The 26,656-nt window shown below is 51.5% G+C and carries 26 protein-coding genes; 16 read left to right on the top strand and 10 right to left on the bottom strand.

The features are described 5' to 3' along the window. The first annotated feature begins 184 nt into the window (after window positions 1-184). Complete coding sequence (locus ACR0NM_RS13955; protein WP_480615250.1) at window positions 185-2,557, top strand: autotransporter family protein; 2,373 nt, start codon at window positions 185-187, stop codon at window positions 2,555-2,557. Between the two features lie 88 nt (window positions 2,558-2,645). Here ACR0NM_RS13955 and ACR0NM_RS13960 read toward each other — a convergent pair whose 3' ends face one another. Next, window positions 2,646-3,578, bottom strand: a complete 933-nt coding sequence (locus ACR0NM_RS13960; RefSeq protein ID WP_170682776.1) for an SdiA-regulated domain-containing protein — start codon at window positions 3,576-3,578, stop codon at window positions 2,646-2,648. Between the two features lie 177 nt (window positions 3,579-3,755). Between ACR0NM_RS13960 and ACR0NM_RS13965 the strand changes: the two genes are divergently transcribed. Beyond that, on the top strand, window positions 3,756-4,514 hold the full coding sequence (locus tag ACR0NM_RS13965; RefSeq protein WP_480615252.1) for a hypothetical protein: 759 nt from the start codon (window positions 3,756-3,758) through the stop codon (window positions 4,512-4,514). Here the strand turns inward: ACR0NM_RS13965 and ACR0NM_RS13970 are convergent, their stop codons facing one another. The 6 genes from ACR0NM_RS13970 to ACR0NM_RS13995 form a co-directional block, all read right to left on the bottom strand. Beyond that, entirely contained in the window at window positions 4,515-5,456 is a 942-nt protein-coding gene (locus ACR0NM_RS13970) for a metallophosphoesterase family protein (protein ID WP_480615254.1), read from the bottom strand. After that, the gene (locus ACR0NM_RS13975; protein ID WP_480536390.1) at window positions 5,446-6,879 is read right to left on the bottom strand and encodes a hypothetical protein; all 1,434 of its coding nucleotides are present in this window, start codon (window positions 6,877-6,879) and stop codon (window positions 5,446-5,448) included. Before ACR0NM_RS13975 ends, ACR0NM_RS13970 begins: the two co-directional genes overlap by 11 nt. 784 nt (window positions 6,880-7,663) lie before the next feature. Continuing rightward, window positions 7,664-7,837 carry a hypothetical protein gene (locus ACR0NM_RS13980; RefSeq protein ID WP_480615256.1) on the bottom strand — a complete coding sequence of 58 codons (174 nt, stop codon included), beginning with the start codon at window positions 7,835-7,837 and terminating at the stop codon, window positions 7,664-7,666. A 400-nt stretch (window positions 7,838-8,237) separates the two neighbouring features. Next, a complete protein-coding gene (locus ACR0NM_RS13985) occupies window positions 8,238-8,852 on the bottom strand; it encodes a hypothetical protein (protein ID WP_480615258.1) in 615 nt (204 codons plus the stop codon). 55 nt (window positions 8,853-8,907) lie between these two features. After that, entirely contained in the window at window positions 8,908-9,270 is a 363-nt protein-coding gene (locus ACR0NM_RS13990; RefSeq protein WP_170470484.1) for a hypothetical protein, read from the bottom strand. Between the two features lie 300 nt (window positions 9,271-9,570). Next, on the bottom strand, window positions 9,571-9,870 hold the full coding sequence (locus tag ACR0NM_RS13995) for a hypothetical protein (protein WP_170337109.1): 300 nt from the start codon (window positions 9,868-9,870) through the stop codon (window positions 9,571-9,573). Between the two features lie 568 nt (window positions 9,871-10,438). Here ACR0NM_RS13995 and ACR0NM_RS14000 point away from each other — a divergent pair. The 3 genes from ACR0NM_RS14000 to ACR0NM_RS14010 all read left to right on the top strand — a co-directional run bounded on the left by ACR0NM_RS14000 (window position 10,439) and on the right by ACR0NM_RS14010 (window position 12,317). Next, window positions 10,439-10,954: a DUF805 domain-containing protein gene (locus ACR0NM_RS14000; protein WP_480583560.1), complete on the top strand. Its 516-nt coding sequence runs from the start codon at window positions 10,439-10,441 to the stop codon at window positions 10,952-10,954. Window positions 10,955-11,026: 72 nt separating this feature from the next. Beyond that, the gene (locus tag ACR0NM_RS14005) at window positions 11,027-11,797 is read left to right on the top strand and encodes a hypothetical protein (protein WP_480615260.1); all 771 of its coding nucleotides are present in this window, start codon (window positions 11,027-11,029) and stop codon (window positions 11,795-11,797) included. After that, window positions 11,781-12,317 (top strand): hypothetical protein, encoded by a 537-nt coding sequence (locus ACR0NM_RS14010; RefSeq protein WP_480615262.1) that lies wholly within the window; start codon window positions 11,781-11,783, stop codon window positions 12,315-12,317. The genes ACR0NM_RS14005 and ACR0NM_RS14010 overlap by 17 nt, the downstream gene beginning before the upstream one ends. Before the next feature lie 1,875 nt (window positions 12,318-14,192). On the opposite strand, the gene ACR0NM_RS14015 is transcribed toward ACR0NM_RS14010, so the two are convergent. Then, a complete protein-coding gene (locus ACR0NM_RS14015) occupies window positions 14,193-15,692 on the bottom strand; it encodes a ShlB/FhaC/HecB family hemolysin secretion/activation protein (RefSeq protein ID WP_480615264.1) in 1,500 nt (499 codons plus the stop codon). 169 nt (window positions 15,693-15,861) lie between these two features. After that, window positions 15,862-16,161 (bottom strand): hypothetical protein, encoded by a 300-nt coding sequence (locus ACR0NM_RS14020; RefSeq protein ID WP_480615266.1) that lies wholly within the window; start codon window positions 16,159-16,161, stop codon window positions 15,862-15,864. A gap of 393 nt (window positions 16,162-16,554) precedes the next feature. On the opposite strand from ACR0NM_RS14020, the gene ACR0NM_RS14025 reads away from it, so the two are divergent. The 5 genes from ACR0NM_RS14025 (at window position 16,555) to ACR0NM_RS14045 (ending at window position 22,273) form a co-directional block, all read left to right on the top strand. Beyond that, window positions 16,555-17,070, top strand: coding sequence for a DUF805 domain-containing protein (locus ACR0NM_RS14025; protein WP_170515642.1), 516 nt, complete (start codon window positions 16,555-16,557; stop codon window positions 17,068-17,070). A gap of 74 nt (window positions 17,071-17,144) precedes the next feature. Next, window positions 17,145-17,915, top strand: a complete 771-nt coding sequence (locus tag ACR0NM_RS14030; RefSeq protein WP_480615268.1) for a hypothetical protein — start codon at window positions 17,145-17,147, stop codon at window positions 17,913-17,915. A gap of 472 nt (window positions 17,916-18,387) precedes the next feature. After that, window positions 18,388-18,606: a hypothetical protein gene (locus tag ACR0NM_RS14035; protein WP_480615270.1), complete on the top strand. Its 219-nt coding sequence runs from the start codon at window positions 18,388-18,390 to the stop codon at window positions 18,604-18,606. 618 nt (window positions 18,607-19,224) lie between these two features. Beyond that, window positions 19,225-21,114, top strand: coding sequence for an SLC13 family permease (locus ACR0NM_RS14040; protein WP_480615272.1), 1,890 nt, complete (start codon window positions 19,225-19,227; stop codon window positions 21,112-21,114). Window positions 21,115-21,343: 229 nt separating this feature from the next. Continuing rightward, window positions 21,344-22,273: a haloalkane dehalogenase gene (locus ACR0NM_RS14045; protein WP_480615274.1), complete on the top strand. Its 930-nt coding sequence runs from the start codon at window positions 21,344-21,346 to the stop codon at window positions 22,271-22,273. Window positions 22,274-22,305: 32 nt separating this feature from the next. On the opposite strand, the gene ACR0NM_RS14050 is transcribed toward ACR0NM_RS14045, so the two are convergent. After that, complete coding sequence (locus ACR0NM_RS14050; RefSeq protein WP_480615275.1) at window positions 22,306-23,193, bottom strand: LysR family transcriptional regulator; 888 nt, start codon at window positions 23,191-23,193, stop codon at window positions 22,306-22,308. 104 nt (window positions 23,194-23,297) lie between these two features. Between ACR0NM_RS14050 and ACR0NM_RS14055 the strand changes: the two genes are divergently transcribed. The 6 genes from ACR0NM_RS14055 to ACR0NM_RS14080 all read left to right on the top strand — a co-directional run bounded on the left by ACR0NM_RS14055 (window position 23,298) and on the right by ACR0NM_RS14080 (window position 26,642). Then, complete coding sequence (locus ACR0NM_RS14055; protein ID WP_480615277.1) at window positions 23,298-23,588, top strand: putative quinol monooxygenase; 291 nt, start codon at window positions 23,298-23,300, stop codon at window positions 23,586-23,588. 26 nt (window positions 23,589-23,614) lie between these two features. Continuing rightward, window positions 23,615-24,628 (top strand): zinc-binding alcohol dehydrogenase family protein, encoded by a 1,014-nt coding sequence (locus ACR0NM_RS14060; protein ID WP_480615279.1) that lies wholly within the window; start codon window positions 23,615-23,617, stop codon window positions 24,626-24,628. Beyond that, on the top strand, window positions 24,628-25,008 hold the full coding sequence (locus ACR0NM_RS14065) for a VOC family protein (RefSeq protein WP_480615281.1): 381 nt from the start codon (window positions 24,628-24,630) through the stop codon (window positions 25,006-25,008). Before ACR0NM_RS14060 ends, ACR0NM_RS14065 begins: the two co-directional genes overlap by 1 nt. Before the next feature lie 144 nt (window positions 25,009-25,152). Then, window positions 25,153-25,536 (top strand): nuclear transport factor 2 family protein, encoded by a 384-nt coding sequence (locus ACR0NM_RS14070; RefSeq protein WP_170776376.1) that lies wholly within the window; start codon window positions 25,153-25,155, stop codon window positions 25,534-25,536. A 136-nt stretch (window positions 25,537-25,672) separates the two neighbouring features. After that, the gene (locus tag ACR0NM_RS14075) at window positions 25,673-26,176 is read left to right on the top strand and encodes an aggregation factor core (protein WP_170408449.1); all 504 of its coding nucleotides are present in this window, start codon (window positions 25,673-25,675) and stop codon (window positions 26,174-26,176) included. Window positions 26,177-26,189: 13 nt separating this feature from the next. Beyond that, a complete protein-coding gene (locus ACR0NM_RS14080) occupies window positions 26,190-26,642 on the top strand; it encodes a TspO/MBR family protein (RefSeq protein ID WP_480615284.1) in 453 nt (150 codons plus the stop codon). Window positions 26,643-26,656: the final 14 nt, after the last annotated feature.

Raw genomic sequence — 26,656 nt, forward strand, 5'->3', positions numbered from 1 at the left:
GGTCGGAATGCAAAACCCGGCTTGTCTTGCCTCGCAGTAATTGCACGAGCAGGTCTGCATTGGGCAGACCTTCCCGTGTTGTGAGTTTGCTCATATGCCACAACAAAAAATCCAAAAAGATAAACTTTGTTTTTCAAGTCCTAAGTTAAGGTAGCTTCGCTTGTACTGCGAGAGGAGAAAGTTGGTGACAAACAATAGGCCGTTCCCACTAAGTCGAATTGCTCAGCTCATCACTCTGGCGAATATCGCATTCGTAATTTTGGCTTATTTGATGTCGCCAACCAAAGCACAAGCCCAAAGCTCACAGGCCTGCGTAGAATTGGGGTCTCCTCGAATAGAGTATGCTTCTGGATCTGAAAGCACTCGCGTTAATCAAACAATCTCAACGACGGAACGCACGTGTCTGCCGATCCCAAACGGACCCATAACAGGACTTACAATTGGTAACTCCTCTATCACGTCCTCAGGTGAAATTGAGTTGTATGTTCCTGGCCAAAATACCGTTCCAAGCAATGCTTCAGTTTTAACTCTTCTGAATGTTGATGTCGCCGCAGGCAGCGGAGACTTTGTATCCCGGGAAGCATTGGCAACAAACATCAACGGGAAGCTCAGAGTGAACCTCATTGGAACTTCGATTGGTTCCGGCAGATCAATGACGTTCGTTCCGTTCAACGGCGCGAATATCGACCCCACTGAAGTTTACTTCCAGTCAGACCGACCGTTAACCTACGACAACCTGACCGTTATGGGGGCTACCGAAGTGGTTTTCGGGGCGTACTATATCCAGACCCGGGTTGCCGAGGCTTCTGATTTCACACTGACGAATAGTTCGATTTCTTCAACCAGTGACATGGCGATAGCGGCAGGCACGACCGTTCGGCTCGATGCAGCAAGCAGTTTGAACACCGTAAACTTTGAGAATTTTGGCACGCTGGCCGGAACGGGAACCGTGAACGCATTCAACTTCACAGTTAAGAACGGAGGGGTGCTTTCGCCGGGCTTTTCAATTGGTACGCTTAACAATAGTGGCGGTATCGCCTTTGAAACTGGGTCAAGGATCTTAAGTGAAGTCGATCCGACGGCCGGTCAGAAAGCCGATTTGGTGTCATCCAGCGGGCCCGTTACAGGGATTAACCGCGCCACTATACAAGTCGAAGCCGCTCGTCCCGGCCTGACTGCGCAGGACTATGCTGCTGGCAACGACTACACGGTTTTTCAAGCCTCGCGTTTCGATGGAAACTCCCCAACTCTTGTTGCCGGAGGATCTCTGCCCGCCCTATCCAGTCTGAGTATCTCAAACACGCCAACCGCGGACGGTAGAATCGACATAGCGTTTTCGACCCTCCCCGTCTCGAGCTTACCGCAGCATCCAGCAGTTGTAGGATCACCCAATGCAAGCAATCTCGCTGGTGCGGTGGCCAACACTGCAATCAAGTCACCTGGAACCATTCTGACCAACGGCACAACCTTGGGCAATGCAGTTAACACGCTTACCAATTCAGGTTTGGCTGGGTTTAATCGTGTGCACGCAGAGCCCTATTCCTCCAATTTGACCGTTGGGCTTGAGCAACTTGACCTGATAACAAACACTGTGCTGAGCCATGCTGACTGCCGCAAGTATCAAGCGGTTGGCTTCAGCAATGCGGATCAACCCGTTGCAGAAGGCGACATCGACTCGGCCCAGAGCCCAAGCGGCGCAATAGACTGCTCTGATCGGCGCTGGTGGATCGACACGGCCTATGTGAGCGGGGACGTTGATGGAAGCAATGGCCTTGGGACATTCGACTATTCGCTGGGCACGATTTTGGTCGGAGCGGATGTCGCAAGCACCGATAGAGGTGTGGTCGGCGTGTACGCAGGTTTTGGGACATCCTCCATGGATGTACACGATCAAGTCGATCAGGACTTTTCGACCGACAGCTATCATGTGGGCGTCTATGGGCGCACAACAACCGGAACTTGGGAGTTCTCCGGGCTGGTCGGTTACATGTTCGGTGAAACCGACGCCAAGCGAAATAACCCTTCTGTTGATGGCTTTACGGGAGGCGAGGCTAAATCGGATTTGGACCAAGAGGGCATCCATGCCGGTATCCAGGCACGGAAGCTGTTTAACCTGGACAGCGGTGCAAGGGTTTCTACGGTTTTTGGATTGAACTACGGGCGAATCCAACAAGGTTCAGGCACAGAGACGGGCGGTGGTGATTTCAATTACTCGATTGAAAAAGCGAACGCAGAATCGCTGGTCGCTTCTATTGGAATTGACTACCAGCGGGATTTCTTGACAGAGAATGGTGTGCTAACCCCAATCGCTTTTGCTCGTTACGAGTATGATTTTTTTGCCAACAAGGACAGTGAACACGAAATCACTGTCACGAGCCCGATATTTGGGACATTCACGCAAGTCGGACAAAACCGAGGCGCCAATGGTTTCGTTCTTGGGCTTGGACTGGGCTATCAGATTTCTGATCTGGCGAGACTAACGGCAGGATATGGCTATTCAGTTCGCTCCAATGGCCAAGAACATGGCCTGGGTGCCAACTTAAGTGTTCGGTTCTGATTAGGGTGGACCAACGAAGAGGAGTGGTAAGCTAGCTGCAACAACTTGCGTCAGCTATTGTGGCGATGTGAGCTTCATTCTCTAGCGATCAAAATTTGGGGATATTAAAAACATAAAGCCGTGATTTCTTGGCGTCGTCTGTCAGGATGTAGAGAAGCCCTTTGGTCTCATCGAGAGCGATTCCTTCGGGATGTTTAACTTCCTTTTGTTCGCCATCTTCTGTGAACGTCAAACTGATAGACTTTACTGACTTGGATTTTGGATTGTAGACGAAGATCTGACGGCTTTTGTCACTCACAATCCAAAGAGAACGCGAGGACCGAGACCATGCCAGGCCACTCAAATCCAGTTCATCATCATCTACACGCTCGGAGATAAAACCTGCATCGCGGGCTAAAGGAATGATCTCAATAATTTCGTCTAGCTCTGGCGATAACACCATTAACAACCTTGGTTGTCCCTCAATGCCAACGAACACCCGCCCGGATTTCGGGTCAACGGCGATGCCTTCGGGTCCTTTGTTCAAAGGGTTGCCGACGAGTAATGCAGCGGCGGTCGGGTAACCTTTAAGAGATGCGAGAGGTATTGTCGTCAGTTGAATGGGGTCAGTTGGGTGAACGACTAGGATTGATCGGTCAGTTTCTTGAAGCACCAAAACAGACCCATCCTTTCGAGGTGCAACACCCTCCAAATCTGATCCTGCCAATCCTGGCAACTTGAAAGAGTTTCCTAATACCCCGTCGACTCCGAGTAGGTGCAGTTTAGGTTCGGCATCACTTACAGACCACAAAAAGCCTTCAGCGTTAGACATTGCCAAGCCGGAAGGCTCTGAAAATCCCTCTGATTTGTCTGCCACCTTGAATTTATCGACCAGAACCAAACCAGCACTTTCGGCGTAGGCAAAATCGGTCCAAGGCAAGAAGGCTGCCGCAACCAAGCTGGCCGTAAAAGCGAGTCGTCTAAGTTTGCAGAAACACCGTGAAATTTCAGCTTTTGACGAAAACACTCTGTTTTCTGTCATTGGATTCTCTCGCGCTTGGACCACATCCCTGTATCAGCGTTCGTATCACAGTCCGGATACGATGTCCGAAGAATGCACTGTAATCTCTTTACCTGATCCCGCCTGTTGCGATTGAATTGGACAAGATGTGCCTTTGGCGGAACGCAATCTGCTAGAGTAAGCAGGAAGGAAGTTAAGTTGAACAAGACTTTCCCCCTTGTGGCAGGGTTATTGATGGTGCTGTTGCCAAGTGCTGCGTTGTCACAAATCGACCCCGCGACCATGTTAGCCGGTACTTCAGAGTCGGAAATACTTATCGAACGACGTTGGACGCAGTTTCGTGGTAAACAGGAACTGTATTTTTTTACTCTCGACGTCATCGTCACTGTCATTTTGACTGGACTGATCGTTTATCACCCTGTGAGGCGGAGAGCCCGCAGAAGTGTCAGTGATATCATGATGCCGAGGCTGTTCTTCCTATACGCGCTTGTCGGCATGGCGGTTGGATTCTTGGTAGTCCAGCACGGATCAATGATCGGGTTCGTGATCTTTGGAATAGGAGCCCTGTTGAGGTTCCGATCAAGTATGGATGACCCGGTCGACACGGTGGAAATGATTATAGTGACCGTGCTTGGGCTGGCGGTAGGGCTGGGCTTGCCCTTGATGGCCACATTGGTGGCGGTTGTATGTTGGTGTTTCATTTGGCTCGGTGGGCGAAACAAGGGCGTGGAAATTTCGCTCAAGGCTTCAGACGAAGAGCACTCATTGAAAGTCAGCGGAGCCATTGAAGCCATGGCCGCAGACGCTGGCTGGAAGCTGGTCAGAAGACACCACGTTCCCGGCAAATCTCGCGTTTCATTGCTTTTCATTACCTCGGGTGGATTGTCGGAAGCTCGGATCGAAGAGATGATAAACGATCTGGTCCCTGAAAAAGTTGAGTTGAAACTCAACCTCTAGTCATTTCACAAGGTCTAAGCGTTTCAGCACCGCATTCGGGGATCTGATCTCTTTCGGGAGCGATTTGAAGTTTACTGACCTCTCGAAATCAGGCCCTCGATATACTGCTATCCCAAACTCTCCACTTGGTTGGAACGTAACATGAGTGAAGCTGTGAGGTGATTTGACATTGTCACCAATAAGCCGTCGCGGGCCACCTCCCAAACAAGCTTGGGAAACATAAGCCACACCGTCTTTCCAGCCTGGGTAGAAGGCATGATGGTGGCCTGACAGATGCAGAACGACACCGCTTTCCAAATAGATTTTTTCAAGTGTTGGGTCACCGATGATTTCGCGTTCGCGCTGGATCGCGAAGGGCCAAAGTGGGAGGTGACTGAAAGTGACAACCGGATTTCCATTTGCACCCAGTTCCACAAGTCGGTCCTGCTGATCACCGGATAGCGGCCCTAAGGTCGTAGCATCCAAAGATGCAAACGTTACGCCCTGCATCTCAAATGCGTAGAAGAACGGGTAGTCATCCGAAACCAGGAAGTCGACGCTTGGTTTTCTCGGAGTCCATTCCTCTGCGTATATTTTTCTTTCACGCTCGAACCCTCGGTAGGCGGAGGCATCATGGTTTCCTGGTGTGACCGCAAATGGAATGCCGGCAGCCTCTAAAGGATCTGATACGGCCTCGTGAAACGCCTTCCACATCTCTCTGACCTGTTTGTCTGACAAGTTGGGAATGCGCTGTCCCGCGACCATATCGCCCGTCGAAATCACCAGATCTGGATCAATCTCGACTATCCGCTTAATCGCCTTGTCGACGCGGGCATCGTATTTCACCGAACCATAGCTGCCGTTCAGATCCGATATGACGATAACATCCAATGCCGCCGCTTTGCAGGCGATCAGAGTGGTCCAAATGAACGCCGCGAAAAGCGTAGAAAGCCTACGGGTCATTACAATCCACTGTCTCTACCTCGGTGTTGTTTCTCAAAAAGAATGCGACAGGATCCAAGTCGAACATCAAATCGCCATTTGAGCAATTGTCCTGGAGAATGGACGTTGCCAGCTCGGTGTTTTTTACAACTTGTGCAATCTGCCTGTCTGACAACCCAAGGCTTTGCGATAGCCAGCCGTAGACGGGACCTTGAGATTGAAGATCACTATTCAAAGCGACCAAGCGCCGATACACGCTTGGAGAGAAGTGCCGCATTTTCTCCAGCATTTGAGTGGATTTCGCGAAGTTGGCATACTCGACACGCCCGCCAGCATCGTTGTCGTTTAGATTGCTGCGACGGATCAATAACGCGTCGGCGGGAACGTCTCCATCGTTTGGCTCATGGTGCTTGGCTTTCTTATGCTTCAGCTTTCCGTCTTCGACCCAATACCAATAGGGTGTGAAGTCTATGTTTCCTACGCGGTCCTGCTGGCTAAAGATGAAATCGAGGAGTACAATCTCGGTAAGTTCTTGCATCCAAAATGCCATCTGTTGGTCGCTGACATCGGGACCGAGATCCTTGTTGATCATCCGGTCTCTTCGACCTTCTCCGACGCCCACTACAATGGCCTCTGGCAAGGGTTTTGAAGAACGCAAAGCCAAGAAAGCAGGAGTTTCCTGAAAATCGCGGTTCTGACCTTTTCCCCAACCAGATTTACGGGTGCCGTTGATTTCCGAGCCGTATCGATGCCCAGGGCTATCAAGCAGCACACCGAATATTTGCGTTCGATCTGCGGTGAACAGATCGTCGGTTGGCTGGTATGAGTTCGGGTCAGCATCCGCAGCTGCGAAGACCCGCCAGCCTTCGTGGTTCATGCGCCCGCCATGAGAGCCACCAGAAATCGCAAGGCCAGGCTCGGCGACCTCGGAAAAATGCGCCTGGGCGTCCATGCTACGCCAAACGGCGACTGGAACTTTTACAGTCGCGTCGAAATATCTGGAGAAATGATAGTAAAGCAGTGAAGACGTGGAAAAGGTTCCACTGGTGCCTTTTTGGTTCATGGTGGACTTGAATTTAGCCACCCTGTCCTTAGCCAGATCTTTTGCCGCCTTCCCCTCTTTGCAAGCGTTTCTCTCGAATTCAGAACGGTTCCCCACGTAAGGTCCTTCCGAAATATCGTAGACTGCCATTCCTGGGCTGGTGCTCCAGGTTTTTGGGCAAATAGCAATTTCGGAGGCATAGAAATCGATCTCGCAATAGGCCGTTTCTTCCTCAAGATCGCTTTTCTTATACTCGCCCGATGGAACTTTTTCGATCCGAATACAGCGTTCAGTAACGCCGTTGGGACTATCAAATGTCGTGGCTTCACCGAGAACATCGTCGTTCGCCCACAAGACAGTGGGTGCAATTAAAGCAAGTGACCCCAGAAGATTGAACTTCATTTGGATAGTCCTCCCAATATCATTTGGGGCAAATCGCTGCCTGTTGCTCGTTGGAGATCTTCAATTTTGGGTCGACACTGAAGTTGGAAAATTTTGAGTCAATCCACTGGTCGCACCCGCCTGAACAAGGGGCTCCGTTTCGGGCATCATTCCAATATTCCTTGGCCCTTTCTTCTGTCCAACCGCAAAACTGAACGAGCGCCATCGCCGACAATGCACCTGAGGAATGAACGCCCCACATGCAGTGCACCAGGACAGGGCCCTTTCCTGGGTTTTCAATCACCTCGTGTATGGACGCCATGACAGCACCGGGTCGGGAGGATCTGGCGCTTTGATAGACAAACGATCCGTTTCCGCAACTGGTGCGACCGTATTCAGTGTTTTTGCCGAAGTCGGCATAAAACCCGGTTGAAAACCCTTCACTGCACAGAGTTTCGCGTTGACCGTCACTTAGGCCTGTTCGATCCTTGTCGCCGCCCTTGAAACCGGATCGATACAACACTCCGCTTAAGACTGGGCGAAAGAAAGCGACACCATCAACGCCTCCATCACCACCCTTTGAGAGCATTTGACTGTTACTTGGACCGCCATTTCGACTGGTCACGTCAGAATTCGCAGCGGTTGCGAGAACACCAATGAATATGAGGGACATCAAAAACCGCATGCCAGCTCCTTCCTATTCTTGAGCACTTGATGGTTACACTCTTCCGTCCTGATAAACTCTCGGAAGGGCTGGTTCACGATAACCATTTCAAGTGGGCGGTTAACTTAACGTTGTGAAACTTTAAATGGGCCACACCAGGTTGATGATAACGACGACCACGAAGTAGGCTAGAACAACTTTCCAGTTCCATTGGTGCTTGTTTTCTTCGTTGATCACGCCAGCCGATTTCAATGCCAGGTTAGTGATGATTAACGCGACAACGATGACCGCCGCGTGTACCAGGTCGAAATGCAAATGTGAGCTCCTTCTTTCAGATTTGGGATCGATGGAAATGTGTCAGCAGTCACCTGATGGCAGCATAGCTACATCTGAGTACCTTCCCTCGGATGTCGTGATCCGAGCACAGGCACCGCTTTCTTTGTTAAACCAGTACGAGGTCAGCCCTTCGCTTCGGATGAGTTCAAACCCGAGACTTTGAATACCCATTTCAGCTTGGCCCGCTCTTGCCCCTTCAAATGAAGAAAGATCGCTAGAGCTGCCCACAGTAGGTGCACTTGCATCTACCGAACCGCTGCTCTCATCGCATGCTGCAAGCGCAGAAATGCACATTGTGCCTATCACCAATAGCACTTTGGATTTCATCTGTTTTTCCTAGCATTTTGGGGGATACGTTTTGGGGTTTCTAGTCGATCACTTATTCAATTCCGAAAATTACGTTGTAGCTGACGGAAGAGTTGCTGCGATTGATAACCTCCACAACATGATCACCAGATTGCCAAAGCTGTCCTCGATACTCCTTGTCCGCCGACATCAATCCCAACAATTCAGAACCATCGGGGTTACGAATAACGTAGTCCAAGGAGCCATTTCGCGGAGCAACGCGGACGTAAAGAAACTGTTCGTTTTTTGCCCCGAGAACATATTGCTGTGACGCTCCGGGCGCGAGTTCACCAACGAGTTCGGCGCCGGTGGAACCAGCATCGAATTTGACACGCTGGCTACCAGTAGACCCGGCGGCGCCTGCCATGGCTCCACCGCCATCATCCATCGCTTCGACAACCGACATCTCGCCGATGCTACCATCCTTGTACGCGATGCAGCGCCAAAGTGTTCCGCCTGCGTCTCGTAGCATGACGAGCGTGCCCGCTTCTGAGAACTCTGAGCTTTCAATCGTACCTGATTGACCGTCTGGTCCTCCAACCTGTCGCAAATGATCGATACACGCGTCGTCTGCTTCAGACATTGCAAAAGAAGCCGTGCCTGCGATTGCGAACATCGGTGCGAGGATTTTGAGTACAGCGAATTTCATCAGATGGTCCCTTGCTGGCTGATCCTTAGAGTTTTGTTCCGTACAAAGCGGAACCTCACTTCGCGTCTCGTAACTTTGACAGAAATTCATCGCATGCCTGCGCGCTGCCGACGATCTCGTCCGTCGTTTCAATTCCTTGCAGTGACGCCATTTCGGAATTTACGCGGTTGAGGATCTGATCCGCTTGCTCGGCGGTGATAAGGTTCTCAGCTTGTGCTCCTTTCAATGTGGTGCAGACACCGGCGGACAAGCCTGTCGCAACGCCGACACCCACCGCGGCCCCGCCACCCAAGGTCATCGCCCCAACCACGCCGAGGACGAGCCCGATCACAATTCCCAAGATTACTTTTCCCATGTTTTCCTCCCTTTTGGTGAGAAAGAGTTCAGCCACCACTACTGGCGCAATCTGCGTGCCCATCTGCAAATCAAAACCAGCGCTAACAGGTTGAGCGCCGGAGCAATCGCCGCGAACCACGGCTTGGCGGAATCCGAAAATAAGTCCGCCACAAGTATCCAAGGTAGTCCCAACGGCAGCAGGAACACTCCGGACAAAGGGTCTCGTTCCTGTCCCAACCAGCCAAATGTGCCCGTCAAGAATGCAACCAACGCCAACAGGTACATGACCGCGAATACGATGATGGTGGTTCTACAAACCAAGTCGAGCCTCAGCAGATCAAGCCAGTGCTGCGCAGCCGTTTTCAGCTACGCAGCAGACAGGTCACAATGCGCCTTCGTCGCCCAGGAACTCGATACCAGCTGTCGCGCCATCACTGTAAGCAATGCAATTCCAAGGAGCACGATCCTCGCCAACGCCGACTGTGACCTGTGTTCCCGCCTCGCTAAACGCGGATGAGAGCACCACAACTTGCGAATTGTTCGTCGTGTTAGCTACATCTCGCAAACACGCCTGCTGAGCCGGCGTGAGCTCGGCGGACGCGCTTGATGTACTCGTATCGTCGCAGGCCGCAAGCAGTGCGAAACATGTCGCGCCTGCAATCATCACCATCTTGTTAGACATTTTCTTCTCCCTCTGGTTCCCTTGAAATTAGTGAAATTGGATGCGCTTGTTTGAAGCTCCCGCGTCTGTGCAGCCAATTGAACATACCTTGATCCTGTGACTACCATTCCCAAAACTTGCCGCGGGGGGCTTGGTCGGCGGGAAGATATTTCGTTGACTATCGGGGCCGACAATAACGTGTGAAGGCCGAATGACGTCACTAGCAAATGCTAGAGCAAACTCTGGACAGAGGGCGAGTACGTTAAGTCTAAGCATCGCGTCCTCCCAGCGCTCAATCATTGTAAAGTGCCTTCCGACCGCCAGCACTCACTCCAGCAGTCGGAAGGGCTCGGCACAGCGAGCAGCAACGACAACAACGGAGGTAAAATAAAGTTGTGTCGAATTCGCATGTTTGAATCTAATTTTTGATAAATCAATATATTTTCCGCGCGTAAAATTATTTACGCTCTCTTGCGATAGGCTTCTGCTTTCAAACAAAAAGGTAAGAGGGAGCATCCTTAGGGGCGAGTGCGTTCTCCTGAGCGGCAAAGCGTTTGAGACCGCACAGAAAGTAAGAAAGGAGTGAAATATGGGATTTGGTGAAGCAGTTAAAACGTGTTTCTCGAAATACTTCCAGTTCTCCGGTCGGGCTTTACGCTCAGAATACTGGTGGTTCTTCTTGTTCGTGGTTCTCGTGAGTGCTGCTTTAGCTGTGCTGGATACGATCATATTCGGGACCAACCCAGAAACTGGGCAGGGATCTCGCGTCATGTCCTCTGTTTTCCAACTGGCTGTTCTCATACCGATGCTGGCCGCCGGTTGGCGGAGGCTGCATGATACAGGACGACCTGGCTGGTATTTGCTGCTGCCGATGGCGCTCAGCATTACAACGCTTTTTGTTATGCTGGGTGGGGTGGCGTTCTTCTCGGTGTTGGAGCAAGGGACCGAGAACCCTGACGCATTGCGAGGACCTGCGGCAGTCCTGGGCGTGACCGGTATTGTTGTTGTCTCAATTCTTCAATTGGTTCTGTCCATTCTGATGATCTGGTGGTTGACGCGCCCTTCGGAAGAAGGCGCAAACGAATACGGCGAGCCTGTTTCCTGACCTGGTTGTCCAGGCAACAAGCCGGAATTCCTGCTGAATGAAAGTCCGAACCGCAACACCATGGAGATAGAAATGAGTTTCAAAACGATTTCCATTGGAGCGTTGATGATGGCAATGGCGACCACTGCATCGGCGGAGTGGTCGTTCAGTTCCGGGCCTAATCCCAATGCATTTATTCAGACTGAAAGCATGACACTGGAGCTTCAGTGCAACCGTATCCGCTTTGCTCCGGCTGGATACGAGGACAGCCAGGACATTGTGGATAAGCAGGGGCTTTCCATTCGATTTTTGAAGAACGGCACCACCGAAGTTGGCGCATTTCAGGTTGGCGCAGAAAACGCTGCCGTGCAGATCGTCGACAACTATCCCGTCGAGGTCAGTTTCAATAGTCAGCCGGACTATGGTTTTGTTCTGGACCAGCTTGCGGCCAATGCATCGGTTAATCTGTCGATGATTGATCAAGATGTCAGCTACGGAATTTTTGACTTGAAAGGTTCCAGCGCAGCAATTCGGTCCCTTCGTTCTGCGTGCGATTCAGAAGTTAGCCAAGAGACCTCCTACGAAGCGCCCGAAGGCATCGTCTATTGTGGTGGCGGAGCGGTGAAACGCGTGATCGAACCCGTAATTTTGGACAATCCAGAGGGGGAGTGGGACGCGCGAGTAGCGGTTAACGGCGATTCGATCAGAGCCATGACGGTCTACAGTTACTTCGGAAACTCTGAGCCGCCGGCGGGATTTGTTGTCGCCCTGCTTGGGGAAGACAGGTCCGAATTTCTGATTTTTAACGAAGGCGCGGCAAACTGGCTGGAATACGGGGACTACAGGTATGAACAATGCAACTGAAGCCACCTTCCAACCGGCTTCCCAATTGGCAAGCTACTTGAAACGTTTGGTATCTGCGATCCTGCTTGGTTCGGGCCTGGTTTGGACCTCACCAGTTGTCGCGGCTGACGTTTCGCAACTTCCAACCGGTTTGCGAGCAAAGGTTGATCTGGCGGCGCAGGCATGCGCGGAGTTCAACAACGGTCAGTTTGACTTAGATTGGGGCGCGGTTGAAAGGGTCGATCTCGACGGAGATCTACAACGCGACTGGGTTTTGAATGAGTCTGGTTTTGCGTGTTCGAGCGCCGCATCTCTTTACTGCGGAACTGGCGGATGCATGTCGCACTTCTTGATTGAAGAGGAGGTTCAATCCTTGCTCAACCAGGGCTGGACGGTTGTTGATTTTGGGCGTCAACGCGTTGTTGTTGCGGATATTCATGGATCCAATTGCGACGGAATAAACCCAACGCCTTGCGTCACCGCCAGTGTTTGGGATGCGGACGCTAAGACGTGGCGCTCGTCTGCTGGCGATTGGGAATAAGTTGCATTTGAGAATTGCAGATAAGCCATAGGAGCTGGTTTGTTCGATGGGTTCTCTGTGGCACGCAAACTTATGGGCAAATCGTGCAAAGTTATGCGCAAATACCGCGCAGAGTTATGGGCAATCTTCCAAGATTTTCTTCAATGAAATCAATGTTGGGAGTGCAGCGTTATGAGCGCACCTACACGGTTGTAGGTTTGCGCATAACACTTCGCACACCCCATAAATTTGCGCAGTTCGCCCACAGTTTTGCGCTGCGCGATTGTCGGCATTGGCGACGAATTCAATCAGTTTTGGCCTAGTCGTTGTGGTTTCGACCCTTTGCATTTCTCAATCCCGCAAAGGGCCACTCTAAGGAAACTTGGATTCTCGCGAAGGTCTGCGATGCGCAGAAAGCTGACATTGCAAAGTTGCCGTTCAAAGTTTCGCTTGCCCGACCTGACCGTCCCAGATGGTCGGAGGCTCTTCTTGGAAGTGCGGCACTTTAGATTGTTGGCCTAATTGAGGCAAATTTAGGTACAGAGCATTTTTGGGCTACGTCAGCCAACGTAAAAGCCAGGGAATATGGGCAATACGAAATCCAATTATCCAGATGACAATTGACGAACTATTGGTCGACTAATCTCATTGTCCGAGTAAAACCTACCATGCGAGCCTCAGCGCTGCTTTCGTTTGACCGAAATAATGCATCCAGAATGTTTTGGATGCCTTGCAGGCACATCCCTTGCCATAGCGTCCACGTTTCCGAGGTGCCGCAACGCTCCGTTGTTCAGCAATACGCCTCGCCCAGCATCATACCGGCGCTGTCCGAATCCGCTGGCTACGCATTCCCAGTCTTCCTTGGCTGCCGCGTCGCGGAATCTCGGTAGGTCATGCGGGTCATGTCGTCCAGGTGTTGATGCGACGTGATCGTGTTTCTTCGCATTACTTTGGTGGGTTAAATGGTGGGTCACTTGTGTTGTGCTGGGTTGCTGGACACTACCGGTTGTCGGCCTCGGCTTGGGGCGCATGATTGTCACGACGCCTTGAGGTTTCGGATGTCCTGGGACGGCCACGTGAGTTGCCGTCGGTTTCGGTGTCAACTGTGGAACCTGGCCAGGAACCGCCGTGGGAACCTGATTGGGGGTTGCGGTTGGGACAAGCGGGGGTGTCGCCGTAGTACCGCTGGGTTGCGGAACACGGCCGGGCACTGCGACCGGAATCTGGTTTGGTGTTGCAGTCGGGACGAGCGGTGGCACAGCAGTTTGTCCAGTGGGCTGAGGTGGGACCTGACCAGGAACTGCGACTGGTATTTGGTTTGGCGTTGCGGTTGGCACAAGTGGCGGTACCGCTGTTGGGCCGGTAGGTTGAGGCGGAACCTGGCCAGGGATAGCTATCGGAACTTGATTAGGAGTTGCAGTCGGAACTTGCGGCGGCACCGCGGTAGGACCGGTAGCCAATGGTGGAACTTGATTGGGAACGGCTGTCGGAACCCGGTTTGGTGTCGCGTTTGGCGCCAAAGGCGGAGTTAGCGTCGGCGCTACTATCGGTGTGGGAACCTGACCAGGAACCGCTATTGGTGTCGCAATAGGAACCTGACCGGGAGTTGCGTTCGGAACCGCGCCCGGAGCAAGGACTGGAACAGTAACGGACGTGGGTGTTTGCTGCGTTCCCTTAGGCGGCAACTGATTTGCCACCGGCTGAGTTGGGCCAGTAACTTGATTACCTGCCCCTTGCCCACCAGCCTGCCCGCATCCTTGGCTCGACTGGTGCGGGTTCCCTACGCCTCGGCACCACCCGTAGTGATTTCCGCGGGCAACGACCTGAGTAGCGGCCAGTTCTGCAATCAAACAAGCTGCAGTAAGTAAAACAATGCGGTTCCGTTTCATAACATCCTCACCAACTTGTTGTCAGAGCAAGATACGCGCCAGGATCGCCAGATTCGGTTAAAGGGCCGTCTCTCAAAGGGACACCGACGTATCCGGACAGAAATAGGTTTCGCTTGAACTCGATGTCCAAACCCAGACCTGTGGATGCCAGTGTAGCATTATCAACTTCAAAACTCGCAGGGTCATTGTTCGAGATGTAACCCACGTCGAAAAAGGCAAAGGGCGTTAGCCGATGAATGCTCTGAGAGCTGGGGAAGTAGGAGTGAGATATTTCGAATATCGCAGAAATCCCGGAATCACCGTCTACTTCGTCAAACCGATATCCGCGCAAAGCGTAACGATCACCAAGGAAGTACTCTTCAACAGAGGGCAGCCGGTCTGTTGTGTACTGCCCCCAGATCTCGGTGCGCCAAGCTGTGTTGGGCGACAAGCCCGTAAGTGGGCTTTCGTATCCGACGCCGCCTCGTAGATGCCAGAAAGAAGAGTCCCCGTCGTCAAAACTCGCGTCTGTCGTGTCGTTGTCATTGTCACCAAAAGATAAGGTTAGCCCCGCTTCCAGAGCTTGTCCCTTTGGATAGTTTTGCCCGTACAGATAGGTAAGGCCAACAACACTTGCGTCACTGGACAATGGAACGCCACCGCTAACAGAATCCGATTCTGAAAGGCGATAATCCAAAAGCAGGTATCCATAACGAGCAACATCGCGGATCACAGGATAACCCATCGCAACGGTGAAGTTCTCGCCGTCAATATCTGTTCTGGCAAAGTCCCCTGAAATGTCGCGTTTTGCGTTGACGTTCCCATAAAAAATCTCACCGTATAGACCATTGCTGTTCAGCGGCGTGCGATAGGTAAGAGCGCCCCACAATGAGTGTTCATCGTCTTTGTCCCAATTGTAATTGCCTGATCCCTCAAATCGCAGCAAATCTCCGACGGTCAGCGTCGAATAAAACTCTTGTACGACATAAAAACTAAGCGCTTCTCCAAGCTCACGCGGAGGGTTGTCGAGTGTCGCACTACCGGCTTGTTTTCGCAGTGGCTCTCCCAATACTCTCAGCCGAGCACCAGTCTGATCCGGGTAATCAAGTTCGGTCGACAATTCCAAGTCAGGTATGTCCTCGGCCAGCATCACTGCCCGCTCAAATCGTTTCAGCGTTATGGGATAGGAGGTGGTGAGGGGCTGAAAAATCTTCTCTAGTGTTTGGAATGTACGCGTATCTACACCTTCAATTTCGATGGTTTGAATGCGCCCTTCATTAACAATTATGCTCTGTCCATCAGGACCGGGCCAGGCCTCAGCCAAAAAATAACCGTCTTCTCGGTAGATCTGAGTGATCGTTGATGCGACGTCCACCGCTGTGATGCGCCCTGACCGATCAAAGGCCAACTGACCGGCAAAAGTTAACAGCTCATCCGTATCATACACCGTTACGCCGTTGACCGAGTGCCGTGATGCTATGTCCCAGGTTTGTGCAATGCTGTATTTTGGAACCGAAACAATGGCCACAAAAGTGCAAATGATCGCAATTACAACTGAGTTGGTTACGGGCATTTTCTACAACCTTTGCATGATTGAGAATGTTAGAGCCTAATCCTATTACGAGGTTTGAATGTCTGAGCTTGCCGTTATTCAAATTTGATCACGACTGGTGCTTTCGAGATACACAGCAAACAGACTACAATGTGCCTTCGTCGCCCAGGAACTCGATACCAGCTGTCGCACCATCCGTGTAAGCAATACAATTCCAAGGAGCACGATCCTCACCAACGCCGACAGTGACTTGTGTTCCAGCTTCGCTAAACGCGGACGAGAGCACAACCACTTGCGAATTGTTCGTGGTTTTGGCCACATCTCGCAAACATGCCTGCTGAGCGGGTGTGGGTTCGGCGGACGCGCTAGACGTACTCGTTTCGTCACATGCCGCAAGCAATGCAAACAAAGTTGTGCCTGCAATCATCACTGTCTTTTTGGTCATTTTCTTCTCCATCAGGGTCCATCGAATCTAGTGAAATTGGATGCTCCTTTTTGAAGCGTCCGCTTCTACTCAGCCAATTGAGCACAGCTCGATCCGGTGCTTACCTATCTCAAAGATTTGTCGCCAACGGATTGGTCGGGGGAACGATATCGAGTTGATTGCCGGGGCCGATAACAACGTGGGTCAAATAAAGCTTAGTCGAAATCGCATGTTTGAATCTTATTTTTCATAAATCAACATTTTTCCCGCGCGTAAATTTCGCTACCTTTTTGAAAGATAGGTTTTTGGCGTTCAAACAAAAATAGAAGGCGGGAAAACCCAGAAGGGCGAAGACGTGCTTTTGGGTCCGCGAGGCGTTCTGAGGCCGCACAGAAACTAAGAAAGGATTGAAAAATGGGATTTGGTGAAGCCGTTAAAACGTGTTTCTCGAAATACTTCCAGTTTTCCGGTCGGGCTATACGCTCAGAATACTGGTGGTTTTTCTTGTTTGTGGTTCTCGTGAGTGCGGCTTTAGCTGTGCTGGATACGATCCTATTCGGGACTAACCCCGAGACAGGGCAAGGATCTCGGGTTCTGTCCTCTGTTTTTCAACTGGCTGTTCTCATACCTATGCTGGCCGCCGGTTGGCGAAGGCTGCATGATACAGGACGACCTGGCTGGTATTTGCTGCTGCCGATGGCGCTCAGCATTACAACGCTTTTTGTTATGCTGGGTGGCGTGGCGTTCTTTTCGGTATTGGAGCAAGGGACCGAGAACCCTGACGCATTACGAGGACCCGCGGCAGTCCTGGGCGTGACCGGTATTGTTGTTGTCTCAATTCTTCAATTGGTTCTGTCCATTCTGATGATCTGGTGGTTGACGCGCCCTTCGGAAGAAGGCGCAAACGAATACGGCGAACCTGTTTCCTGACCTGGTTGCCGGGGCAATTGGCCGGAATCTCAGGCTGAATGACAGTGCGAACCGTAACACCATGGAGAGAGAAAATGAGTTTCAAAACGATTTCCACTGGGACGCTAATGATGGTTATGGCGACCACTGCATCAGCGGAGTGGTCGTTCAACTCTGGGCCTATTCCCAATGCATTTATTCAAACCGGAAACATGACGCTGGAACTTCAGTGTAACCGTATTCGCTTTGCTCCGGCTGGATATGAGGACAGCCAGGACATTACGGACAAGCAGGGGCTTTCCATTCGTTTCTTGAAGAACGGAGCCACCGAAGTTGGAGCATTTCAGGTTGGCGCAGAAAACGCTGCCGTACAGATCGTTGATAACTATCCCGTCGAGGTCAGTTTCAATAGTCAAGAGGACTATGGTTTTGTACTGGGCCAGCTTGCGGCCAATGCATCGGTTAACCTGTCGATGATTGATCAAGATGTCAGCTACGGAATATTTGACTTGAAAGGTTCCAGCGCGGCAATTCGGTCCCTTCGTTCCGCCTGCGATTCAGATCCTAGCCAGCGGTCCTACTACGAACCCCCCGAAGGCATCGTCTATTGTGGTGGCGGAGCGATAGAGCGCGTGATCGAACCCGTAATTTTGGACAACTCGGGGGAAGAGTGGGACGCGCGAGTAACAGTCAACGGCGAGTCGATCAGAGCCATGACTGCTTACAGTTACTTCGGAAATTCTGAGCCGCCAGCCGAATTTGTCGTGGCCCTGCTTGGGGAGGACAGGTCCGAGTTTCTGATTTTTAACGAAGGCTCGGCAAACTGGCTGGAATATGGGGACTACCGATATGATCAGTGCAATTGATACCTTGTGCCAACCAGCTTTCCAAATAGCGCGTCAGATGAAGTGTTTGGTCGCCGGGATTGTGCTTGCTTCGGGCCTTGTTTGGACCTCACCAGATGTCGCGGCTGATGTATCGCGCCTTACGCCCGGTTTGCAGGCGAAGGTTGATCTGGCGGCACGAGCCTGTGCGGAATTCAACGACGCTCAATTTGACTTAGATTGGGGTGCGGTTGAGAAGGTCGATCTCGACGGAGACCTACAACGCGATTGGGTTCTGAATGAGTCCGGTCTTGCGTGTTCAAGCGCCGCCTCTCTTTTTTGCGAAACGGGGAGTGCATGTCGCACTTCCTGGTAGAAGAGGAGGCTCATTCCTTGCTCAATCAAGGCTGGACTGTTGCTGATTTTGGGCGTTAACGCGTTGTCCTCGCAAACGTCCATGGATCCAATTGCGACGGAATAAATCCCACGTCATGCGTCAGCGCCAGTGCTTGGGATGGCCAAGCAAACACTTGGCGCTCGTCTGCTAGTTATTGGGAGTAAGTTGCATTTGGGCATCGCAGATAAACCTGAGAGCCTGTTTGTTCAACGAGTTCTATGTAGCATGCAAACTTATGGGCAAATCGTGCAGACTTATGCGCAAATACCGCGCAGAGTTATGGGCGAACTTCCAAGATTTTTTAATGAAATCAATGTCGGCATTGCAGCGTTATGAGCGCACCTACAGCGGTTTGTAGGGGTGCGAATAGCTTTGCATTTCGTCTAAAGAATTGCGTATTTGGACCAAAGCCTAGGGTGCAACAGCCACCCATTGAATTTGGCATCCAAAGATAATTCCGCACAGTGCAAATTTTAGTTGGATTCATGCCATGATCGTGGCTCACGTGAAGCTTGAAGTCTGCCGCTTCCAGCTCAATGCAGCCTTTCGCGGTGCGACCCGCAACAGTATTCCGCAGTAGAGAAGATCAGGATCGTGCTGGACGGCCTAAAAAGCGAGGACAGCAATGCAGAGCTGAGCCGTCGTGAGGGCATCGCGCAGAGCGTTCCCTACTTGGCAAGTAAAATTGACTGAATATGAATGATAACGATACGGAAAATCCATATGTGTGTATTTTAGAAAATGTGAAAGTTCATTTCGCATTGTGATGCTTAGATAGGCTTATGAATTTGTCATCTACCTCTCTTTGGGTTGGCAGAATCCAGGTTTCAGCAGATTTCTCGTCCGAGAAAACAGCGGCGTAAGCAGGCCCGATGTCTATTGGCCTTATCTGCGGCGCGGAGTTGGTCCTTCGTATTTGCTGCTAGTCAGGTAACGTTAGGTTGGGAGTACGATATGGAATTACCAGCACTGACGTACGAAATGATAGCCGTACTGAGTTTATTGTCTTTTACCGTCTTACTTTTTGTTACCGAGATTATACGGATTGATGTCGCAGCAATTCTTGTAATGGTGCTGCTTGGTGCACTGAGCTATCTCCCTGGGCTGGGTAATCTAGCCGATGTATCTAAGCTCTTTGAAGGTTTCTCCTCCAACGCTGTGATGTCCATCATCGCAGTTATGGTAATTGGGGCGGGGCTTGATAAGACTGGACTTATGTCAAAGGTTGCGGCCTTGATCCTCAAGAATGGTGGCACGACAGAGGCCCGGATAATCCCCATAATATCAACAACGGTTGGTGTCATCAGTTCCTTCATGCAGAACGTGGGAGCTGCTGCGCTTTTTCTGCCTGTTGTCAGCCGCATCTCAGCACGTACGGAAATCCCGATGAGCAGGTTGCTGATGCCCATGGGGTTTTGCGCGATACTGGGTGGTACCATCACATTGGTCGGGTCGTCCCCCCTCATCCTGTTGAATGACCTGATTGTTTCGGCAAACTCATCCCTTCCTGCTGACCAGCAAATGGAGACATTTGGGCTGTTTTCAGTCACGCCGATCGGTGTGATGCTGGTGCTGACTGGGGTGCTTTACTTTGTGCTCTTTGGTCGTTGGGTTCTCCCTGCGCAGCGGGAGCGTGGGGAAGACGCAAGCTCAGCGCGGTCCATGCAGACCTATGTCGAAAACACCTATGGGCTAAGGGCTGATATGTTCGAGATACGTGTCCCGGAAGGCTCGATCATCATTGGGCAAACGCTCGCGGATCTAATGGTAGCCCATAACATGTACATTCTTGGCACGTCCTATCGTGGCCACAAGGTCATCGCGCCGATGGCTGATACCAAGATCGAAGCCCCGGCGCGGCTTGCAGTACTTGGCCTGCGTCGGGTGGTTGAGCAACAGTTCGCTGAGCCTTACGGATTAGAGATCCTACCCCAACTAGATGTCTTTGCGGATGATTTCGCCGCGACGCAGTCTGGGGTGGCCGAGGTTGTTATTCCGCCCGGTTCTTCAGTGATCGGCCAAACTCCGATTGATCTGCGCCTCCGTCAGACACATGGTTTGTCTCTTTTGGCCATTCAGCGCGGCGAAGAAACACTGAGCCATGTAGAAACCGAAGATCATTCAGCAACGCATATCGGACAAGTCCCTTTGCAGGCCGGTGATACGTGTGTGGTGCACGTGCAGTGGGATCGTCTGACACGACTGAAGTCAGACAGGGATTTCGTCGTTGTCACCTCGGACTTTCCCCAGGAAGAGTTGCGGCCGCACAAGGTCGGCTGGGCGCTTGCCTTCTTCCTAATAGCGTTGAGCCTAATTCTGTTTTCCGATCTGCGCTTGTCATTATGCCTGTTGATCGGCGCTATTGGGATGGTGTTGAGCCGGGTGCTCTCGATTGACGAAGCCTACGAGTCGATAAGTTGGAGTACAGTCTTTTTACTAGCTTCGCTGATCCCGTTGGGCCAAGCAGTTCAAAACACCGGTACTGCGGATTGGATTGCCGCGCATGTGTTGGCCCTCCTGAAGGGTTGGCCAATCTGGTCGCTGCAAGCAGGAATAGCCATTTTGGCAACGGCATTCACGCTGGTGATGTCCAATGTAGGCGCTACTGTTCTTTTGGTGCCCTTAGCAGTTTCTATTGCCGTATCGGCGGGCGGTAACCCGGCCGTGTTTGCTCTCACTGTGGCAATTTCAACGTCCAACTCATTTCTGATCCCAACACACCAGGTGAACGCGTTGATCATGGGACCAGCAGGCTACCGGGTGGTCGATTTTGTTCGTTCAGGCGGAATCATGACACTACTTTTCTTGGTTGTCTCAATGTCCGGGCTTGCTCTCTTCTTCTGAGCAGTTTCTCGGCGATCCCGCAGATGTGCTTAGGTTCAGCTCAAAAAACTCACAAAATAAGGTTTTAGAGACCAAACTTATTGTTGGAGTAGCTGATTCAAGACGTCTGAAATAGGGCCTCTGCCGCATATGAGCGAAGAAATACGTCGAACTCTTGCAAACCTGAAGTCGGTAAACGCTGGAACTGGACCGTTTTAGGTTTATCGATCACAGTTGCTTGGCCTAGACCGTGGGTATTTTGGGAGAGTTCACAATGAAGTTCCTTCGTACACCGGACCATTGGTTTGACGGGTTGCCGGATTTCGCATTCGACCCGAATTATCTTGATGTGGATGATACCGAAGGCGGTCGTCTCCGAGTGCACTATTTGGACGAGGGACCGGAACATGCACCGCCCGTATTGTTGATGCATGGAGAGCCAACCTGGTGCTTCCTGTATAGGCACATGATTCCGTTATTCAAAGATGCGGGCCATCGAGTTCTGGCTCCTGATCTGATTGGGTTTGGACGGTCGGATAAACCAACAGAGCGATCCAATTACACTTACCAACGCCATGTAGACTGGATGTCCGAGTGGTTGCGGAAAGTTGACCTGACGGGCATCACATTGGTTTGCCAGGACTGGGGCGGTCTAATAGGCTTGCGGTTGGTTGCGAGTATGCCCGAGCGGTTCTCGCGCGTAGTTGTGGCAAACACGGCCTTGCCCACCGGTGACGCACCCTTGAGTGAGGCATTTCTTTCATGGCGGGAATACTCGCAGTCCGTGCCTGAATTTAATTCGGGACGCATTGTATTCGGCGGCACATCATCCAAGATTTCCGATGAAGAAGTCGCAGCATACAACGCACCGTTCCCAGATGCGCGCTATCTGGCAGGCGCTCGAGAGTTTCCAGTGTTGGTGCCCGACTCGCCCGACAATCCAGCTTCAGAAGCCAACCGAGCCGCATGGAAAACCTTCAAGACCCTCAACACTCCGTTTCTGACTGTTTTTGGAGATGATGACAGGGTCATGGCGGGAGTAGACAAACTGTTCCAAAAGTCGATCCCTGGGGCAGTTGGTCAAAATCATACAGTTGTGCCAAAAGCCGGGCATTTCATTCAAGAAGATGCCGGCACAGAGCTAGCACATGCGACTTTGAAATTCATTGAGCAGACATAGCAGCCATCAGATTAGTGTCTTCCCCTGCGGCCTCAACTCACACCAAATTTGCGACGCAAATGCTCAGCTATGGCTGTTATGCGACGTGGTTGGGCCCGGCTCGGTGGAAACATCATTTGCAAAGGTTTCGGCGGTGGGAGGAAGTCGCGCAAGACAGAAACAAGTCTGCCAGATCGAACATCGTCGCCGACATCCAGCTCGGACTTCAATACGATCCCATGGCCTGCAATCGCCCAATCGCGGATGAGTGAACCATCATTGACTATTCGATTTCCCTTTACCGATACGCGCTGGGCATTTGGTCCTGATCCAAACTCCCAAACGTTGTCGATCATGTCGCCAAACCTCATGATCAAGCAGTTGTGGTTTAATAGATCTTCTGGTTTTTCAGGCGTTCCAAATGAGGCCAGGTAACTTGGGGACGCACAAACGAAACGTTGGTAGCTTCCCAGATTTCGCAACCTGAGCGAGCTGTCTGTGATGTTGCCGAAGCGAACGGCGAGGTCAAAACCCTGGCCTACGAGGTCGACATAACCGTCCGATAGGGACAGTTCGATTGAGACGGCAGGGTTCTTTTCGGTGAATTCGGCAATAACCTTGGAGACAATGCTCCGTCCCAAGTCAATGGGCGCGCTTATGCGAATTGGACCAGACAGAGTTTCGGCGCCGTGCCGAACAAGTGTGTCCAGGTCCGCAACCTCACTGAGAACGTTTCTTGCTCCATCAGCGAGTGTCCGACCTTCTTCGGTCAGGCTAATGGAACGGGTGGTGCGGTTGAACAAAACCACGCCGTAATGTGCCTCCAGAGCCGCGAGCCGCTCGGACACTGTCGTGCTCGACATCCCTGTCTCGCGCGCCGCGGCCACAAGACTGCCTTTCTCGGCTATGGTCAGAAACAAGCGAAGATTGTCTAAAAGCATTAAACGGAATTTCCGGATTATATGTTCGATCTTTCCCTGTTTATCCCGAAATGACTGCGGCGTAAATCTAGCGCATCGCTCAAGAACACAAGGGACCTATTCCAATGGCCAAGCTGACAATCGTCGCCAACATCAAAGCCAACCCCGACAAGATCGACCTCGTAAAGGCTGAGCTTATGAAGCTCATCGACATAACCCGTGCCGAAGAGGGTTGCATTAACTACGACTTGCATCAGGACAACGACAATCCGGCTCATTTCGTGTTCTACGAAAGTTGGGAAAGCCGGGAGCTTTGGCAAACCCACATGGGTGCTCAGCACCTTGCGGCTTACCTGGAAGCAACAGAAGGCGCCGTTGCAGAATTCACGCTAAATGAGATGACAGTCATCGGTTGATAAAGAACCGGACAAAGGAGCACGTTATGAAAGCCGTGGGATACCTTAAGACAGGATCGATTGATCGGGCGGACGCCTTAATCGACTTCGAGGCCGACAAACCGACGCCAAAAGGGCACGACTTGTTGGTGAAGGTGCAGGCCGTGTCAGTGAACCCAGTCGATACGAAAATTCGTCAAAACCGTGCTCCTGCAGGTCCAGCACCAGATATTCTAGGGTGGGACGCAGTAGGGATCGTCGAAGCCGTTGGCGAAGCGGTTGAGACTTTCAGTCCGGGAGATACAGTTTGGTACGCCGGGGCAATAAACCGGCCGGGAACCAATGCCGAGTTTCATCTGGTGGATGAACGTATCGTCGGAGCTGCGCCAAAATCGATACCTGCAAAGGCAGCTGCGGCGATGCCGCTAACGACGCTTACTGCCTTTGAGATGCTTTTCGACCGCTTGCGAGTGCAAGATGCCGTTTACGGCGGAACCAATACGTTGCTGGTTATTGGTGGCGCAGGTGGTGTCGGGTCAATCACGATTCAATTGGCGCGGGCTCTCACTGAATTGACAGTGATAGCGACGGCGTCCCGACCCGAGACACAAGACTGGGTTCGAGAGCTTGGGGCACACCATGTCATCAATCATGCGGAACCTTTTGGCTCACAACTCGAGGCGCTAGGTATCGAAAGCGTGGATTTCATCTATTCAACAAACCAGTCCCAGCTGTATGCTTCCCAAGCTGGAGAGGTGATGACACCTCAAGGTCGCTTTGGGTTGATCGATGATCCTGAAACCTTCGACATCGCGCCGTTCAAACCCAAATCGATCTCATTGCATTGGGAGTTCATGTACACTCGGTCGCTTTTTGGGACTGAAGATATGAACCGTCAAAGCGAAATCCTGAATCAGGTCGGCGGTTTGATAGACAATGGAAAGATCAGATCCACAGCGACCGATACACTTGGTAGGATCAATGCTACAAACTTAATGAAAGCGCATGCTATCCTCGAAAGCGGAAAAGCCAAAGGTAAGCTTGTGCTTGAGGGTTTTTAATGAGAATTGAACGGCTGGATCATGTGAATATTGTGACGACTAGGTTGCCTGAGATGGTTACTTGGTATGAAAATGTCCTGGGTTTGAAACCCGGGGCCCGCCCCGATTTTCCGTTTCCCGGAGCATGGTTGTATACGGGTGATGACGCCGTGGTTCATCTTGTGGGTCACGAAGGAACACCTAACGTTGGCTCCGAAGTGAAGCTCAAGCTCGAGCATTTTGCGCTCTCAGCCACGGGGTTGAGCGCATTCGAAGAAAAACTGATCTCGAGTCAGACCCAGTATCGCAAAACTGAAGTCCCTGGGACTCGGATGGTCCAAATCCACGTGGCCGATCCTGATGGGAATCATATTCATATTGACTTCGATGACACCGAGTAATTGGCCAACTCTCGAAATAGTCGGAGCACAAAATCAAGCTCGCAACTTCTTGTCGATTAGTAATTGAGATTCTTGCCGGGTTGCTCCCCGGAATTGCGTGGGCCAACATTTTTGGGTGGTACAAACGTCGATTTGGAGATCAGTATGCCGGACCTCAAAACTAACAAGAAAAACGTCATCGCTTTCTACGAAATGATGTTCAACGAGTGTCGACCTGCCGAGGCCATAGATATCTTTGTTGGGGAAACCTATACGCAGCACAACCCGCATGTTGGCGACGGCAAGCAAGCTTTTATCGAATATTTCGAGCGCATGGCCGCCGAATACCCGGGAAAGCGTGTGGACATCAAACGTGCGTTTGCTGAAGGCGATCACGTTATTCTGCATTGCCATCAAATCTGGCCTGATGGTCTCGAGTACGCAGGGATCGATATTTTTCGCCTGGATGCTGATGGCAAGGTTGTCGAACACTGGGACGTTCTTCAGGAAGTTCCAGCAAACAGCGAGAATGACAATGGTATGTTTTGACTTCGTCGTTCTGACAGCGGTGCATGGAACTTCGAAAGGGCCTGTCAGCTAAACCACCATAGTCAAAGGGCATAAGTCTGATCCAAGAGATCCGCCGAAGCGTATCTATCAAGAACCAATAAGGAAGGAGATAAATATGCTCCCGAAGAGTATTCTTGCGGCGACCCTTGGACTATTTGCAGCCACTTCGCTTCAAGCCGGAGTTCAAATTCGCTTCATAGAAGGCGCACCCAAAGACCGTTTTGTTCTGACAAATGTGGGAACGTGCGAAGTAGAAACCTCGACCGTTAAAATTGACTTGTCGCAATCTGCTGGACGTCTGATTTTCGACGTTACCGAAAAAGGCGCGGGTGTAGAGGTATTCCAACCGCTCGAATTCGTTGAGGGTGCGGATGCACTGCGTCAATTTCCTTCGGTCGTGGACGGGCAGAATACAATTGAACTTGAGATCGTTTCCCTCGCAGCCGGGGACAAATTAGCCTTTACCATCGATGTGGACGACACGATCGGGCAACGCGAAATCACCGTAACGGAGTCGGAGATCGAAGGCGCCACGGTGTCATATACCGACGCGGATGAGACCAGTACTGCGACCTTCTCTTCCGAAGCGCTTGTCAACGTGACGACCAAGGGCTGCTGAAAGCTATCCCACAATGTCGAATTGGATGGTCCGCATAGCATTTCTTGCGCTCGCGTTGGGAGGCGGCATCCTGATCGGGATATTTACCGAGCCCGGGGATTGGTATGCGCAGCTTTCTAAACCTGCTTTCAATCCACCAAATTGGATTTTTGGGCCGGTTTGGACGGTGCTTTATGTTTTGATAGCCATGGCGGGTTGGCGTCAGTTTGAAACAGACCAAAGCTCGACGCCCATGAAGCTGTGGTGGGTGCAGATGGGTCTGAACTTTTTGTGGTCCCCAACCTTTTTCGTAATGCAACTACCGTGGATTGCCTTTGTGATCATTGCCGCGTTGCTGGCTGTCATCGTCATGTTCATCGCTCTGGTCAGGAGCTCGGATCAGGTTTCCGCACTAGCCTTCCTGCCGTACTTTGCATGGGTCGCATTTGCCACTGTCTTGAACCTTTCTATTGCAATACTGAACTGAGAAAAAACGATATG

The organism is Ruegeria sp. AF2 (assembly GCF_056542025.1).

What these genes read in the sequence shown, in the direction of transcription:
- ACR0NM_RS14075 (WP_170408449.1), top strand. Translation starts at nt 25,673, where the DNA reads ATGCTCCCGAAGAGTATTCTTGCGGCGACCCTTGGACTATTTGCAGCC.
- ACR0NM_RS13960 (WP_170682776.1), bottom strand. Translation starts at nt 3,578, where the DNA reads ATGACAGAAAACAGAGTGTTTTCGTCAAAAGCTGAAATTTCACGGTGT.
- ACR0NM_RS13970 (WP_480615254.1), bottom strand. Translation starts at nt 5,456, where the DNA reads ATGACCCGTAGGCTTTCTACGCTTTTCGCGGCGTTCATTTGGACCACT.
- ACR0NM_RS14030 (WP_480615268.1), top strand. Translation starts at nt 17,145, where the DNA reads ATGAGTTTCAAAACGATTTCCACTGGGACGCTAATGATGGTTATGGCG.
- ACR0NM_RS14050 (WP_480615275.1), bottom strand. Translation starts at nt 23,193, where the DNA reads ATGCTTTTAGACAATCTTCGCTTGTTTCTGACCATAGCCGAGAAAGGC.
- ACR0NM_RS14035 (WP_480615270.1), top strand. Translation starts at nt 18,388, where the DNA reads ATGGCCAAGCAAACACTTGGCGCTCGTCTGCTAGTTATTGGGAGTAAG.
- ACR0NM_RS13985 (WP_480615258.1), bottom strand. Translation starts at nt 8,852, where the DNA reads ATGAAATTCGCTGTACTCAAAATCCTCGCACCGATGTTCGCAATCGCA.
- ACR0NM_RS14040 (WP_480615272.1), top strand. Translation starts at nt 19,225, where the DNA reads ATGGAATTACCAGCACTGACGTACGAAATGATAGCCGTACTGAGTTTA.
- ACR0NM_RS13990 (WP_170470484.1), bottom strand. Translation starts at nt 9,270, where the DNA reads ATGGGCACGCAGATTGCGCCAGTAGTGGTGGCTGAACTCTTTCTCACC.
- ACR0NM_RS14000 (WP_480583560.1), top strand. Translation starts at nt 10,439, where the DNA reads ATGGGATTTGGTGAAGCAGTTAAAACGTGTTTCTCGAAATACTTCCAG.
- ACR0NM_RS14055 (WP_480615277.1), top strand. Translation starts at nt 23,298, where the DNA reads ATGGCCAAGCTGACAATCGTCGCCAACATCAAAGCCAACCCCGACAAG.
- ACR0NM_RS14070 (WP_170776376.1), top strand. Translation starts at nt 25,153, where the DNA reads ATGCCGGACCTCAAAACTAACAAGAAAAACGTCATCGCTTTCTACGAA.
- ACR0NM_RS14020 (WP_480615266.1), bottom strand. Translation starts at nt 16,161, where the DNA reads ATGACCAAAAAGACAGTGATGATTGCAGGCACAACTTTGTTTGCATTG.
- ACR0NM_RS14010 (WP_480615262.1), top strand. Translation starts at nt 11,781, where the DNA reads ATGAACAATGCAACTGAAGCCACCTTCCAACCGGCTTCCCAATTGGCA.
- ACR0NM_RS14080 (WP_480615284.1), top strand. Translation starts at nt 26,190, where the DNA reads ATGTCGAATTGGATGGTCCGCATAGCATTTCTTGCGCTCGCGTTGGGA.
- ACR0NM_RS14005 (WP_480615260.1), top strand. Translation starts at nt 11,027, where the DNA reads ATGAGTTTCAAAACGATTTCCATTGGAGCGTTGATGATGGCAATGGCG.
- ACR0NM_RS14060 (WP_480615279.1), top strand. Translation starts at nt 23,615, where the DNA reads ATGAAAGCCGTGGGATACCTTAAGACAGGATCGATTGATCGGGCGGAC.
- ACR0NM_RS14065 (WP_480615281.1), top strand. Translation starts at nt 24,628, where the DNA reads ATGAGAATTGAACGGCTGGATCATGTGAATATTGTGACGACTAGGTTG.
- ACR0NM_RS13995 (WP_170337109.1), bottom strand. Translation starts at nt 9,870, where the DNA reads ATGTCTAACAAGATGGTGATGATTGCAGGCGCGACATGTTTCGCACTG.
- ACR0NM_RS14025 (WP_170515642.1), top strand. Translation starts at nt 16,555, where the DNA reads ATGGGATTTGGTGAAGCCGTTAAAACGTGTTTCTCGAAATACTTCCAG.
- ACR0NM_RS13975 (WP_480536390.1), bottom strand. Translation starts at nt 6,879, where the DNA reads ATGAAGTTCAATCTTCTGGGGTCACTTGCTTTAATTGCACCCACTGTC.